Raw genomic sequence first — 13,268 nt, forward strand, 5'->3', positions numbered from 1 at the left:
CAGGTCTGCCATTCCGACACAGACCCAGCTATGCGAATCCCCAAGCTGAAGTCGCTGCGTAAGCTCGGCGTCAATACGCATACACAGCATAGTTAATCGTGCCGTATTGACTGTGAGTCTAGATGCCAAGGTTGAGATCATGTCCGAATGGCAGACCTCGCCACCTTCTTTGCCCCTATGCAAAAATTCAACATTGAGGAAACGATTATGCAACCAGCTAGTCTATCAATCCACCCCGAAGGCAACGGCGGAGGCCACAAAATAAAGGTATCAATTAATCTTCCAGCAGGAATGAATTATGTTGCAATTCATATATTTCATTTTGTTGAAGCACGTCAAGACCGCGTCTGGTCCACTTCAATATCAGCAGAAGAAATTGGAAAAATATTTGATGGAACAATAAAAAATCTCGTTGATGGCGAAATATACGGAGCTTACATCGGATTCACCGAAGACCGTGTGATTAATTTAATCCACCGACCTAACATGTTGCCATTTGTGGTTTATTTTAAAGTAGAGAATGACGCCGTTCACTACTTGCCAGAAACAACAATTCATCAAATTTTTTCAAATCAATTGGTAGTCCAAGAGACGCCTTGGATAGTGGGCGATGTAGACCCCTCGCTCGGCACGACGTTCAACGTAGTAATATTTTTCACAGGCGTTGATATACATATGCCAAGCGAGATGAAAGGAGTTCGCTTTCACCCAATTCCATCTGGCGTCAGTAACAAGGCGACGTTCGAAGCAGTGAGGGAATTCATTTTCTTACACCTCGACACCCAGCTTCCTGAGGAAATCGGTATCATTGAAGGGTTACTAATTCAACCGTTGTATGCCGTTGAACTTTGCAAAGTTTTGGCAAATTCAGAAGAAGAAGCATTAAAATATTCGAGCCAATTGGGTTACGACATATCAACCCTTATCGCAGTTGATCGAGGTGATCGTCCATTACCGTTACTTACCTTTATTCGCAATGAAACTACCGGATCATGGCGAACCATTCCAAAAGGTCATGATTTTAGGGGCGCATTTTCACCGCCGATGAGTGAAATGTCAATCATCGTAGAGGAACATCTGCATATAGTGAGAACTCAACCGCGTTCGCGTTTAGTCTTGGAATTATATGTTCAATCTGTAGCCGAAAGAGATAGGTCGTTTCAGTTATTTCGACAATGGTCGTTACTCGAGACCATTGCAGACAATAATGTTTCAGCAAATTCAGATCCACTATTTAATAGTGATGGCACACAGATTAAACTTAATAGCGGAACGGCTTTAAATACCAATCGAAAAGAGGGAAGAGTTTATGCATACCTCCGCAACTCTGGACTTTCTTCGATCACACAATGGATGTTGGATGGAACAGCCTGTCAGATCGAAGGCGCAAAAATTTCACTCATGCCTGCGGATGAAAGAATTACACTTTGGGAGGCCGTCGCTGCATCCTATAAAATCAGGAACGCAGTTGCGCACGAGGGCGTCTTTAATATACGGCATGACAGCACAGATAAAATTCAGAAACTTGCAAATAGATTTTTTATGGGGGAATTTGGTTTTCTGCACCATGCCGTTAAGTGCGCACTTTGGCAAGAATTCCACCGCGCACCAGCATTATAGAGTTGATGCTTTGAAAAAGACCGTATCTTCTCCCAAGTGTATGGCTGCTTATGGCTGGGATCTTAGTTGGCAAACTATGGCCTCTTACGCCCACCGTATTGTTGGTTTTCCCCTATCACTTTCTTGAAATTCAATTCCAAAATAACGCCAATCCCCATTGAGTCAGCTTTGCTAAGTTGTGTAGTGCCAGCCAGCGGTCCAGTAATCAGGAAATTTAGCGAAGTGCTAAACCCCGTGTGTACCTGCCAACCTGCCGCCCTAGCCATTGACTCCAATTCGCAGTGTTTGGCATCGCGAAAACCTACAAAATATGCCGCTGTCTGCCATTGCTTTCGATTGGATTTATCCATTGGATAGCCTTTGATACCAACCGGGCTATGGGAGGCACCATCAGTAACGGTTCTGTTATTGGGGGCGCATTGCACTCGCCCACCTTCCGATACGTTGAATTTCTCCTGTCCTTAGCGAAGTCACCTTGCCACGAATACGCCGCAAAGAAAAAGTTCGTTTTCCCTGCCTTGTATGGCAATAACCTTCCAAATAATCCGCATCAACTGCCCATACTCAGACTTTCCGAGTTAAATAGCCCAAACCGTCTCGCCTCGGATACAAAAACTGAATTTCGTCGACATCTCCTGCTTCGCCTCGTGGTCCTCTCTTCGACTTTTTCTTTGCGCGTGATGAAACTTGAGCAGGTTGCACCTCAACTGCGACTTGCTTGAGTTGCAGAATATTCTCACTAGCCGAAGGATTTTTTTGCGGAGCCGCAATCCGGTCGACTAGGCATGCAGGCTTTCTCAACTTTGCGCTTGATATGCATAGTTGAATATGTCGCCAAAGGGAGGCGCCCGGTTCTCCAGCGTCAATCGCTCGCTTCCGAGGATTCCAGCTGCTGAAAATTATGCAGAGCAAACAAGCAGCAATTACAATAAGCATAAGAAGGTGAATCATTTTCAGACTATTTTTCCTTTTTTCGTCCGCTGCCGGCCACATTAAAAGTCTGCGGCCCAATGATATTCCCCACGAAATTTTGCCCAATCTTCCCGTGAGTTTCAACGTGTGGGGCATTCCCTGCTTGGGATGCCGACGGCGTTGGCGAGCGCATGCCGCTAATCATTCCAAGGACGCCTGCTTTCCCGCGAACATCCATACTTCGATAGCCAGTCAACAGTTCATGCTCGTCCGCAGGCAATGCTGAGAGCGCATGTTCCCCGGTCAACAAATACAACACATCTACCCCGGCCGCAGCAACGGCCGCCAAATAGTCCGAATCTGGTGTACGAGAGCCATTTTCATAGTTGAACTGGGCACCCTTTTTTACTCCACCAAGAGCCGCAAACTCATCCTGATTGAGGCCAAGACGTTTTCGCTCTTCCTTGAGACGATCAAAAAAATACTTCATTTGAGTACAAATACCTTTCCAAATCACTCAAATGAGTGATATATTTACGCCATTCCGTAGCGATTACAGATCATAACATTATGAATAATTTGTCAAAAGTCGGACGTATTGCCAAGGGCGTCACGTCACGCCCCCTTGGCGTCCGCCTGACCCCTGCTGAGGTGGATGAGGTCGAAGGCTAGCAGAGAAACTTGAACGCTCCCGTGCCTGGTTCCTCCGCTTCCTGATCCTGCGGGGCCTCGCCGACTACAAGCGTGAACTCGCTTCCAAATCCATTCACTAAGGACAACGTCATGTACCCCGATGCAAAACGTATCCGCAGCCACCGCGTCATGCTGCGCCTCGACGATTACGAGCACCAGCTCGTTTCCTCGATCGCCAACTACCAAGGCGAAGAGCTTGCGGTGCTGGTGCGCCAGATCGTGATGCGTGAAGCCTTGGCCGTGATCGCCTTGGATGACGCCACCATCGACAGCGTACAGCGTCGCAGCGTGTAAACCGAGTCACTTTTGAGCAACTCTAAAGTTACAGAAAATGCCAGACCATCAAATTCACCTCAATGACGAAGAGCGCGCGGTGCTGGAACTCGTGCGCCAGCGCCAGGGGCTGGCAAGTATCGATCAGGCGGCTGAATGGCTCGTCAAGTCGCGCTTACGCATACAGTCGAAAAACATGACGGGTCGCGGTCGCGCCCTGTATGAAGTGGAAAGAAAACTGAAATGAGAGTCATCGGCCTGCCCTGCCCGCATTGCGAATACACCGTCCGCGCCGTCAAAAGCCGCACGATGTCCGCCATGTTCAAGGAAATCACCTACATGTGCCAGAACCCCGACTGCGGACACTCCTTCGTGGCAGGCCTGGAAGTGCTGCGCACCCTCTCGCTGTCTGCCATGCCCAAGGCCGATATCCGCATCCCGATGTCCCAGCATGCGCGCGCGGCAGCCACCAGCCAGCTGGCCCTGGACCTGACAGCGGGCTGCTGATGACTATCCCGATCCTCGCGCCGCCGTAACCCGGCCGCTGTAACTCCCCCTCTTTTGCTGTGCCCTGCAGCGCTCCCTTTTGAGCGTGCGGGATTCGTTCAACCTGAAATAAGGAAAAAGGAAAACCGATGGAAAACACGCTGCACGCCACCAAGCAAACCGGCTTTCACCCCTTACCGGACACGGCCCGCCCTGCCCCGCAACAATGCGTTGTTCCCGTGGCTCCAGCTTGCTTCCTGCTGCAAGCCAGCGCTGGTGCCAGCATCGACGCGCTGTCGTACTCCGTACACCAGATTGCAAAAACTTATCATGCCTTCGGCGCCGCCAACGTCACCTTCATCATCAGCGATGCAAAAGCACTGAACGTCGCGGGCTTCTTTACACCTGCTCACCAGCGTGTGCTGGTCAACGGCCTGCCCATCGAGCTGCACTACATGTTTGCCACCGCACAAGGCGTCCGGCACAGCAATGGCTCCTCGCGCACGCTGTCCTATTGGGCAGAGTACTTTTCAAAGCAAGAGGCACGCTGATGCAGCGCCTGGCCAAGACCTGCGGCATATGGCTGCTGTCGCTCCTGATCGTCATTACTCCCGGCGTGCTGCGGGCCATCGGCGCCATCAAGGACTGAACCATGCCGGCGTCCCTTATCGACAACCACCTGTCCTTCCAGCCTGCCGCCGAAATTCTGGCCGCGCGCGACAAGGACATGCCGACGCCACCAGGCGCCGGGCATGCGCTGGCCGCCATCGCCGAAGCCAAGGCCCAGCTACGCAGCATCAAGCCGCGCAACCTGGCGCCCTTCATGGCCCAAGCCTGGGGATTGTCGCCGCGCGGCGCGCGCCGTTCCGTGCTGATTGCCGCCGGCCTGGACGCCGACCGCTGGGAATCGCCCATCCACTCATTTACCGAGGAAGAGCGCATCGAGCTACGCGCCGCCACCTCTGCCGCTATCCGTGTGTACGAAAGACTGTTGAATGCAATCTAAACAAATCCTGCTGCCTGCCCCGCAACGCCATGAAGCCTTCTTGCGATCCGCGCAATTCGCGCCCGAGCTGGCCCGCATCCCGTTCAAGTGGCGCAACCGCGTCATCACGGCCGCCCTGGCCAAGATGGCCTGGTCGTCCTGGTACAAAGTCTATGAATCCGTCGCCACCAGCTTTGTGCGCGAGTTCGCCGAGCAGTACGTGCCGGCCGGCGTCGACCTGTCGCAAAGCGATGCGGACATCGTGGCCACCGCCGAGCGCGCGGCAGCCGGTGTGACCAAAATGCTGTGGATGGCCTTGTCCGACACGCACGCCCTGCAGATCATGGAAGGTGAATGCGCCTCGTATGGCATCGAGCTGCCCGAGTTCGACACGATGACCGATACCATCGCCCGCCTGGTGGACGCCCGCTGGTGGCGCCGCCAGTTGCGCAAGAAGGTCAAGCGCGCCTTTGAAGCGGGCAATATCCGCCTGGGCTACGTGAACTATCGCGGCGAACCCTACGCCAGCAATGACGCCGTGCTGTCGCGCCTGGCGCAGAACCGCCGCAACGCGGCAGCGCTGGCCGCTACCCTGGTGCAAAACGAGAACGGCCAGCAATTCAGCATCGCCGAGCTGGCCGAGAAAACCACCGCAAACAAGGCCATCCGGCGCGGTGAGTTGATGTTGCGTATCAACGGCTTTGAACAGATCGCCCGCGAGTGCGGCGACCAAGGCATTTTCATTACCTGGACGTGCCCATCGCGCTTTCACGCCATGCAGCACAGCGGCAAGCCAAACGACAAGTTCGACGGCTCCACGCCGCGCGAGGCAAACGCCTACCTGGGCAAGATGACATCGCTGTGCCGCTCTGCACTGGCGCGCCGTGGCATCGGTCTGTACGGCTTTCGCATCGCCGAGCCGCACCACGATGGCTGTCCGCACTGGCATTTGCTGCTGTTCGTGCGCCCGACAGCAAAATACAAGACGGCCCACCTGCAGGACGTGGCCGGCCGCGCCATCCGCATCATGAAGCGCTACGCCTGGCGCGTGGACCGTGGCGAGCCGGGCGCCTTCGCGCGCCGCCTGGACGTGAAACGCATCGACTGGGCCAAGGGCAGCGCCGCCGGCTACATCGCCAAGTACGTGGCCAAGAACATCGACGGCGTGGCCGACCACAAAACAAAGGAAGGCTATGTCGTCACGGCCGACACCGAAGGCGACGTCGAGCTGACGCCATCGGCGCGCGTCGAGTCCTGGGCCGCGTGCTGGGGCATCCGTCAATTCCAGCAATGGGGCGGCGCGCCCGTCACCGTCTGGCGCGAACTGCGCCGCATCGAGGAAAGTATGCTCAATGAAGCCCCGGCCGCCATGCGCCGCGCCTGGGACGCCGTGCAAAAGATCGACGGCGAAAAGCGCGCCTGCTGGGCCGAATACCTGCGCGCCCAGGGTGGCGCTCTGGTGCCGCGCAAGGAACTGGTCGTCACCCTGGCCAAGGACGAAAAAACCGTCATCGGCCGCTACGGCGAAACCCAGCGCATCACGCCCTACGGCGTGCGCTGCAGCGATCTGATCGGCGTGGTCTTCAAGTCCGTGCGCCATACATGGACGCCGGTACTGGCCACAGGCGCTCGCGGGGTAGCTGTTGGGGTTGCCGTTCCTCGGACTCGTGTAAATAACTGTACGCACCCCGACCGCCCTGCCCCCCGGATCGCAGCCCCGACATCGTGCGGGCGATCTGTGATGAAGAGCGAACTGCGATTTGGGCTTGTGCAGCACACAACAATCTATGCCCATTCCCCGGATCCCGGGCGACCAAGAAAAGATCGATTTGCTTTTCGAAGTGGCGAGGCTAAACGCCTGCCCCTACCCGCGCGTGATCGTCACCGATTCGTCTTCCACAAGAGGAAATGCCACATGAGTACCTTTTCCGTGACCGTTCGCACGCAAACCGAACGCTTTGAATACGCCGCGATTGCCGCTTCCAGCGGCGATGCGATCCAGGCCGCCCTCGACCACTTCGGCGTGTGCGGCGTTACCGCCAAACTGAAAGGAGCACCGCAATGCTGACCACCCTGAGCAATTCACCGCGGCAAATCGCCCTGGGCGACCGCGTGACATTCGATACCGATGAAGGCTACCAGGCCGGCACCGTCAACGACTTGCGCCGTGACGTAGGCAATGGCGAGCTGCACGCCTGGGTGGAGCTGGACCACCAGTGGCCCGGCATGTTCCGTGCGGTGCCCCTGGCGGCCATCGAGGCGACCAAGAAGGCAACCGCGCCCATCGGGTGCTCAGCATGACAACGGCATCCCCCGCCGAGGAAGCGGATTACAAGGAATTTTGTCGATTGCGCGATTACCGCAAGCCAGGCGCTGAGGTGCCGAAATACACGGAGGCCGAAGCTTTTGCTTTGGCGGTACAAAACGATTCCAAGAATAGGAAGAAGAAATGCTTCGCTACATGACCATACCGAAGTTTTCTACCGAGTCGGGTTACACGCCCGACGCGATCAGAACAAAGATCCGGGACGGGATCTGGCCGAAAGACGCCGTCTGGATCAAGGCGCCAGACAATCGAATTTTAATTGACGTGAAAGGGTATGAATCATGGGTAGAGACGGGCGAGGTGTTAAAGCTGCATCGGAAAGCAGCATCGAAATCACCTTCATGTATCGCGGCACCAGGTGCCGGGAAAGGATCGCGCTCAAGCCCACCTCCGCTAACCTGAAACGGGCCGAGAACCATCGAGCGGCGATCCTGCACGCGATCGCCACCAACAGCTTTGACTATACGGCCACATTCCCGCAATCGTCCAATGCGGTCAAGTTCGCCGACCAGGTCGGCGACGTGCAAACCGTCGAAGCGTTTCTGGATAAGTGGCTGGACAGGCAGAAAAAGCACCTCAAGGCCAGCACGTACAACGGCTATCGCAAGATCGTCGTCGGTCAGCTGATCCCCTGGTTCGGCACCATCATGCTGTCGGCGCTGCGCAAGAAGGACGTGCGGGCGAAGCTGGAGCCCATGAACGCGACCAACAAGACCATGGCCAACATCCAGAGCGTGCTGCGCAAGGCGCTGGACGACGCGATAGAGGACGAGCTGATCGAAGTCAATCCACTGGCGCGCTGGTGCTATTCCAAAGTCGAGGCACCGCAATCCAAGGACGATATCGACCCGTTTACGAAGGAGGAGCAGGCGGCGATTCTGGCGCAGGCTACCGGCCAGGGGCGCAACCTGTTGCAGTTTGCCTTCTGGACAGGCCTGCGCACGTCTGAGCTGGTGGCACTGGATTGGGCCGATGTGGACTTCGTGCGGGGCGTTGTGATGGTGACGCGTGCCCTCACTCAACACTCCAAGGCTGCAGAAAGCACCAAGACGAACGCCGGCCGCCGCGAAATCAAGGTGCTGGAGCGTGCGCTGCATGCGCTGCAGGAACAAAAGGCGTTCACCTGGGCGAAAGGCGAGGAAGTCTTTCAAAATCCACGCCTGGAACGGCGCTGGGAGGGAGACCAGCCGATCCGCAAGACTTTATGGACCGGCATCCTGCAAAGCGCGGGCGTCCGGTATCGCAATCCCTATCAGACACGACACACCTATGCCAGCATGATGCTCTCGGCCGGCGAACACCCTATGTGGGTGGCAAAGCAGATGGGGCATGCTGACTGGACAATGATTGCTAGGTATACGGACGGTGGATGCCGGATGCCGATCAGACTGCAGGGTCAAAAGCAGAAAGTGTTTTCGGCATTTAACAATTAGGTCGATTGTCCTGTTTCTATTCAAAATTACTTATCTCAACTAAGTGATTGAAAACTCCCAGCGCGGACTAACCTAAGCTAACAGAGTCTAGGAATCATAGACTCTTTTCAGCTTTACCACCAAGCATCCGCTTGACAGCAGGACTATTAAATGCGCGCAAACGCCTGACTAATAATTCTGCTAGGATCAGCATCTTTCGAAATAAAAAGCGGAAATCCATCTATTTCTAGAATTTTACTGGCAATAGAAATTACCAGAAAATCTTCCTTAACTTCAATATTAAATATTTTTGAACGATCTCCCAATATTGTTCTAGCTAGCACATTAAAATCTCCAACATACGTACCCGCTTTAAACCTTGCATGTGCTGGTGCAGCAACAGCAAGCAATAAATCTCTCAAGGCATCAGCTTCACATATAGGTTCAGAATTTGAAGAAAACTTTATGCACCGCAGTATATCTGCATATGGTTCTTGAAGCGATTCCTTATCGATTTGATTGATGTATTCCATTTCATCTGCTGCTGCACTTGGCTTCCCAATTGAAGTGAACTGATCTGATTTCTGGTAGTAGGACTCTATCGATCCTCTACGCAGAAAGAAAAGTCCTGATTTCTCCAGCATATCCAGAAGTGCACTCATTCTCATTTTCATAGACACCCACTCTTCATCTTTTGCTAATGAGACTAGGCTGCTATCAATAGTGGTGAAGAGTGTACAGAAAGCTGCTCGACGTTTAGCAAGCTCATCCTCCCCGGATTTTCTGTTTAACCAATACGGATGCAACTCAGCAAGTGCTGAAATTTCAGGCCAACGACTATAAACAAGTTTGCAGAAGTCGCCATAAATACCATTTGCCATTGCAGTTGCTGTGGCAAACCCAATACTTTTTGCAACCCTATTGGCCGAATCGCAATCAATTAAAAACTGATTAACTAACTCAAGACCGTCAGCAATTCCATCGGCATCAGCTAGCGACACTGGCGCTTTTCCAAGTAATCGAAGTAATTTCGCAACAACTGGCATTTGCCCCTTGCCAATTACGGGAAGCAGTTGCGACCCGGCAGCTTCCAAATGCATATCGGCTTTATTTGAGAGAGCACTACATATCATTGCATCTGATGGCCCCTCAACTAAAAGAGGCTGTTTGCAAAATAATGAAAGCTTATGCTCTTGACCAAGTCGAGCGATTAACCCCTGAACTTTCCTATTCTTTAACTCTCCAGCATCTGGATCAATTTGAATAGGGTTAGAATTTAGGTCATAGCAAAAGACCAGTGACAATAAGTCGTCGGGACGAGAAATCTGAACCATTTCAGTTGAGTGCGTTGCAATGATCACGATTTTCTTATTCCCGCCTTCAGACGGATGTCCGGCGACACCAATAATCTCTTTCAGAAGAAATGCTTGCAATTGTGGATGTAGTGAAACCTCTGGCTCATCTAGCAAAAGCACTCCCACTTCATCATCATATAGCGCAGATAAAACTCCTACGAGTTGCATTAATCCGGAGGCTTCACGCCCTGATGAGTAAGGTTCAGCTGCGATATCAAGACGAGAGAACAGGATCTTTAGATGTCCTGCATCCCATTCAATCAACAGATCTCGATTGAAGAGTTTTCGAAGGCGTTCCTGAATTTTCACTAGAATATCAGCACGTTGGGCCAAAGTCTGAAAATCGCCACTGATTGTCTCGGTTTGATGCCGTCTTGCTGAGTCGCTTTTGCTTCCATAGATTGCATGCTCGTACCGTGGAACGCCGCCACGGTGACCGTCGTAATCGGACCTATATTGCTCCAGCATTCCCATTCGCCCTGCCGATAAAAAACGAACTTTCTTGCCTACAGCCAGCTCTACAAAGCTATTCTTGAGACCGCGAAGAATATGCGTTTTACCTGAGCCGTTTGGCCCAAGAAGGACAGTGAGGCCCTTATGAAGAGTTAAATTTCTTGTCAACTTACCATTGTAGCTGCTTACGATTGATGTAATTTTTAACGGAAAGGTCACAGCTAGTGCTCCATATAAAAAATGAAGGGACGTTCGAATTTTTGCAGTACTCCAGTATAGTGTTGCGAGCAATAATTTCTCGATGCGATAAAATTCTGGCTTCGAACCAACGGCTACCCTGAATGCAAGATTGCTTACATTTTGACAGCAAAACCCTCAAAATACCTGAAAAATCTAAGTTTACGGTAGGTTCGATTCCCGCCGTCTCCACCACTGAATAAATAAAAGGGCTTCCCCGTTTTGGCGGGGAGGCCCTTTTTATTTATTCCATGCATGCAGAACGCGGGCGTCGAATCCGCGTCCGGTACGGGCGCGGGGGTTTTGCGGGGCCTTCGGCGAGCGCAGCTCGGCGCCGCAAAACCGGGTTGCGCCTGCAAACGCAACCCTCTCCGATTCTTCCGGCTAGCTCTTGCGCCGCAGGCGGTTTTTCCTAACAACAACCTTAGCGGCTCAGACTGTGTGCGAATGCCGGACCTGACCCTCGCTCCGTGACCCTCGCTCCGCTCGCTCCATCAGGGGCCAATGATATAGTGGCGGGAATGTACACACTGAAGGAAATCGCATGAAAAACGACGCAAGCGCTCGCCCGCAAACAAACCAGGCACCGGCCAGACTCAGCAAAGGGGACTTCGTCACCGCACTGCGCAAGCTGCTGAAAGAAGCAGGAAAGGCCGGCGAGACCAGCGTGGACGTCCGCGCTGCGAACCTGCACACCGACGTTGGCGTTTATCCCGCGCGCGGCCACTCGATGCCGACCTGTTGCACGGTAATGTATGAAGAGATGCAGCCGGGTGACGAGATACTGCTGACGCCACCCGGCGGCAAAGGACCTACGCTGCTGGTACGGTATAAATTCCCGCGCTGAGGATCGCGGCCTTAGGCTACTGATGGCGATTCGCAGCGCTAATCGGCTCCGTCCGCTTCCACCCCACACGTCCGGGCAGGCCGGACTTCATAACAGCGACCTCGGCAGCCCAGTCTCATTGTGTTTTCGGGTCATGACGATTGATGGCGCCTGGACTGCGACAGTTTCGGCGTCGTTACCGCCATCAGTATTGCTTGATACGGCCACTTGGACAGAAAAATCCCATGCATCAATGCAGCCGCGCCGAAGGCGTCGAATTGAATGGTTCAGATCTCTTATAGAACATAAAATACGCAAATGGCACAAAGTAGAACACTAGCCAGTGCCCGGAGAAACCACGCACTTGATTTACCTTGAAAGTGGAATACTCCACGGCGGTCAGTTCGCGAATGAAATTTCCACGGTTCAATAGCACAAATTTCCCGTCAACGATCGAAGGATTGCCGCCCGCCGCTTTCATCATGAAGAGTGCAAAATTCACCAATGCGTAAGCAGAAATACAGAGTCCCAGTCCGACCACCCACTTTGGAAAAGCTGCGCGTAGTTCAGCGAACGTTGGTTTGGGGCCGAGTGACTTTCGACTGGAGAAGACAAACGGAATGAACACAACGAAAATGCCGACGTGCAGCCACCAGATCGCAGGAAACTTATCAGGCACATTGACTCCCATCAATGCCGCAATGTGCACAATCAGTGCGCTTGCAAAGCCAATTAGTGAGGCAAAGCCAAGAGTTTGGTTCATAGAATCGGTTTGCATATAGCGTAAAGATGTCGGTCTGCAACTAAATTCATAAGTGATGCAACTTCATAAAGTATATTAACTGTCCGGCTTACGTCCTGTGAAAAAAGGCCAAGCAAACACCACAATGCCTGCAACGGCACATCCGGCCAGGCTAACGGCGACACCAAAAATGTACCACGCCACATCGACTCCGTGACTGTAGAGCGTTCCGACAAATAGTCCACTCACTAGCCAGACTAACGCCGCTAATTTAAGCAGAAAATATTTTACTTTACCGATGGGACGATTAAGCCGCATTTGTTGAATAGCGGCCATGCCCATGACTAAACAAGCCACACCAGCCGCAATTATCAAGCGTGAAAACGAATGCTCCATGTCGCAACCTGACTTGTAGCTGAGCCAGCGGGCCCAGAGATTAAAACAGCGAGGGGCTTAAATCCAGCAGCCAATTATCGCTTGCCACTACGTCGCCGGCTTGAGTCTGCACTACGGAACCTGTGCGACCAGACGAATTGGCGAGTGTCCGCCCCAACGCGGATCTTTCAGCGATGGTACGGTTGCCACAAAGACGCCTTAGAGACAGCCCTAAAGATAAATGGACTGTCCCGTGGTGGCGGCCTGCCGTGCGAGCGATTGAAAATCCTTCAAGAGCGGTCGCAAATCTGCTGCATTACAGTCGATCTCTTCAATTTTTGCCCATTGCTCTGATGCGCTCTCCAACCCATCCGCACTTGAGTTTGCGAGAAGGCTCGTCAGCTCGTCCGGAAAACGGTAAAGCCACGACTCACCGTCCTCCCCAACGTAGATGTCTTCAGGCATGTGTTTTTCTATATCCCACTCCCTGCGTTCCAAAATGGCCCAAATTAACCGAACACCAGCTTAAAGCTAATGTAATTAGTAAATATGCTATATTTAATGATACTAAAA

The 13,268-nt window shown here is 53.0% G+C and carries 18 protein-coding genes and 1 pseudogene; 12 read left to right on the forward strand and 7 right to left on the reverse strand.

Annotation, left to right across the window (positions count from 1 at the left end):
• Nucleotides 1–147: 147 nt before the first annotated feature.
• Nucleotides 148–1,620 carry a hypothetical protein gene (locus tag ACRHIG_RS27330; RefSeq protein ID WP_489628545.1) on the forward strand — a complete coding sequence of 491 codons (1,473 nt, stop codon included), beginning with the start codon at nucleotides 148–150 and terminating at the stop codon, nucleotides 1,618–1,620.
• Nucleotides 1,621–1,694: 74 nt separating this feature from the next.
• Here ACRHIG_RS27330 and ACRHIG_RS27335 read toward each other — a convergent pair whose 3' ends face one another.
• From ACRHIG_RS27335 to ACRHIG_RS27345, 3 genes are all read right to left on the reverse strand, one after another.
• On the reverse strand, nucleotides 1,695–1,970 hold the full coding sequence (locus ACRHIG_RS27335; RefSeq protein ID WP_489628546.1) for a BRCT domain-containing protein: 276 nt from the start codon (nucleotides 1,968–1,970) through the stop codon (nucleotides 1,695–1,697).
• A gap of 55 nt (nucleotides 1,971–2,025) precedes the next feature.
• The gene (locus ACRHIG_RS27340; RefSeq protein ID WP_489628547.1) at nucleotides 2,026–2,160 is read right to left on the reverse strand and encodes a hypothetical protein; all 135 of its coding nucleotides are present in this window, start codon (nucleotides 2,158–2,160) and stop codon (nucleotides 2,026–2,028) included.
• A gap of 418 nt (nucleotides 2,161–2,578) precedes the next feature.
• The gene (locus tag ACRHIG_RS27345; protein ID WP_489628548.1) at nucleotides 2,579–3,022 is read right to left on the reverse strand and encodes a helix-turn-helix domain-containing protein; all 444 of its coding nucleotides are present in this window, start codon (nucleotides 3,020–3,022) and stop codon (nucleotides 2,579–2,581) included.
• A gap of 293 nt (nucleotides 3,023–3,315) precedes the next feature.
• Between ACRHIG_RS27345 and ACRHIG_RS27350 the strand changes: the two genes are divergently transcribed.
• From ACRHIG_RS27350 to ACRHIG_RS27395, 10 genes and pseudogenes are all read left to right on the forward strand, one after another.
• Nucleotides 3,316–3,519, forward strand: coding sequence for a hypothetical protein (locus ACRHIG_RS27350; RefSeq protein ID WP_035820909.1), 204 nt, complete (start codon nucleotides 3,316–3,318; stop codon nucleotides 3,517–3,519).
• 37 nt (nucleotides 3,520–3,556) lie between these two features.
• Nucleotides 3,557–3,745, forward strand: coding sequence for a hypothetical protein (locus ACRHIG_RS27355; RefSeq protein WP_489628549.1), 189 nt, complete (start codon nucleotides 3,557–3,559; stop codon nucleotides 3,743–3,745).
• Complete coding sequence (locus ACRHIG_RS27360) at nucleotides 3,742–4,005, forward strand: Ogr/Delta-like zinc finger protein (protein ID WP_100428409.1); 264 nt, start codon at nucleotides 3,742–3,744, stop codon at nucleotides 4,003–4,005. The genes ACRHIG_RS27355 and ACRHIG_RS27360 overlap by 4 nt, the downstream gene beginning before the upstream one ends.
• Before the next feature lie 128 nt (nucleotides 4,006–4,133).
• The gene (locus ACRHIG_RS27365) at nucleotides 4,134–4,535 is read left to right on the forward strand and encodes a hypothetical protein (RefSeq protein WP_489628550.1); all 402 of its coding nucleotides are present in this window, start codon (nucleotides 4,134–4,136) and stop codon (nucleotides 4,533–4,535) included.
• Nucleotides 4,536–4,636: 101 nt separating this feature from the next.
• Nucleotides 4,637–4,990 (forward strand): hypothetical protein, encoded by a 354-nt coding sequence (locus ACRHIG_RS27370; protein WP_035820917.1) that lies wholly within the window; start codon nucleotides 4,637–4,639, stop codon nucleotides 4,988–4,990.
• Nucleotides 4,980–6,873 (forward strand): annotated as a pseudogene (locus ACRHIG_RS27375) (replication endonuclease); the annotation flags it as partial. The gene ACRHIG_RS27370 and the pseudogene ACRHIG_RS27375, both read left to right, overlap by 11 nt.
• Before the next feature lie 11 nt (nucleotides 6,874–6,884).
• Complete coding sequence (locus ACRHIG_RS27380) at nucleotides 6,885–7,037, forward strand: hypothetical protein (RefSeq protein WP_170932979.1); 153 nt, start codon at nucleotides 6,885–6,887, stop codon at nucleotides 7,035–7,037.
• The gene (locus ACRHIG_RS27385) at nucleotides 7,031–7,270 is read left to right on the forward strand and encodes a hypothetical protein (RefSeq protein WP_489628551.1); all 240 of its coding nucleotides are present in this window, start codon (nucleotides 7,031–7,033) and stop codon (nucleotides 7,268–7,270) included. The genes ACRHIG_RS27380 and ACRHIG_RS27385 overlap by 7 nt, the downstream gene beginning before the upstream one ends.
• On the forward strand, nucleotides 7,267–7,434 hold the full coding sequence (locus ACRHIG_RS27390) for a hypothetical protein (protein WP_489628552.1): 168 nt from the start codon (nucleotides 7,267–7,269) through the stop codon (nucleotides 7,432–7,434). Before ACRHIG_RS27385 ends, ACRHIG_RS27390 begins: the two co-directional genes overlap by 4 nt.
• Nucleotides 7,435–7,576: 142 nt before the next feature.
• Nucleotides 7,577–8,728, forward strand: coding sequence for an Arm DNA-binding domain-containing protein (locus tag ACRHIG_RS27395; protein WP_489628553.1), 1,152 nt, complete (start codon nucleotides 7,577–7,579; stop codon nucleotides 8,726–8,728).
• Between the two features lie 146 nt (nucleotides 8,729–8,874).
• Here the strand turns inward: ACRHIG_RS27395 and ACRHIG_RS27400 are convergent, their stop codons facing one another.
• Nucleotides 8,875–10,734, reverse strand: coding sequence for an ATP-dependent nuclease (locus tag ACRHIG_RS27400; RefSeq protein WP_489628554.1), 1,860 nt, complete (start codon nucleotides 10,732–10,734; stop codon nucleotides 8,875–8,877).
• Nucleotides 10,735–11,296: 562 nt separating this feature from the next.
• Between ACRHIG_RS27400 and ACRHIG_RS27405 the strand changes: the two genes are divergently transcribed.
• Nucleotides 11,297–11,599, forward strand: a complete 303-nt coding sequence (locus ACRHIG_RS27405; protein ID WP_326458039.1) for an HNH endonuclease — start codon at nucleotides 11,297–11,299, stop codon at nucleotides 11,597–11,599.
• A gap of 229 nt (nucleotides 11,600–11,828) precedes the next feature.
• On the opposite strand, the gene ACRHIG_RS27410 is transcribed toward ACRHIG_RS27405, so the two are convergent.
• From ACRHIG_RS27410 to ACRHIG_RS27420, 3 genes are all read right to left on the reverse strand, one after another.
• Nucleotides 11,829–12,341, reverse strand: coding sequence for a hypothetical protein (locus ACRHIG_RS27410; protein ID WP_489628555.1), 513 nt, complete (start codon nucleotides 12,339–12,341; stop codon nucleotides 11,829–11,831).
• Between the two features lie 75 nt (nucleotides 12,342–12,416).
• On the reverse strand, nucleotides 12,417–12,716 hold the full coding sequence (locus ACRHIG_RS27415; RefSeq protein ID WP_475415719.1) for a hypothetical protein: 300 nt from the start codon (nucleotides 12,714–12,716) through the stop codon (nucleotides 12,417–12,419).
• A 210-nt stretch (nucleotides 12,717–12,926) separates the two neighbouring features.
• On the reverse strand, nucleotides 12,927–13,160 hold the full coding sequence (locus ACRHIG_RS27420) for a hypothetical protein (protein WP_489628556.1): 234 nt from the start codon (nucleotides 13,158–13,160) through the stop codon (nucleotides 12,927–12,929).
• Between the last annotated feature and the right edge of the window lie 108 nt (nucleotides 13,161–13,268).

Source organism: Janthinobacterium sp. C22 (genome assembly GCF_057919405.1).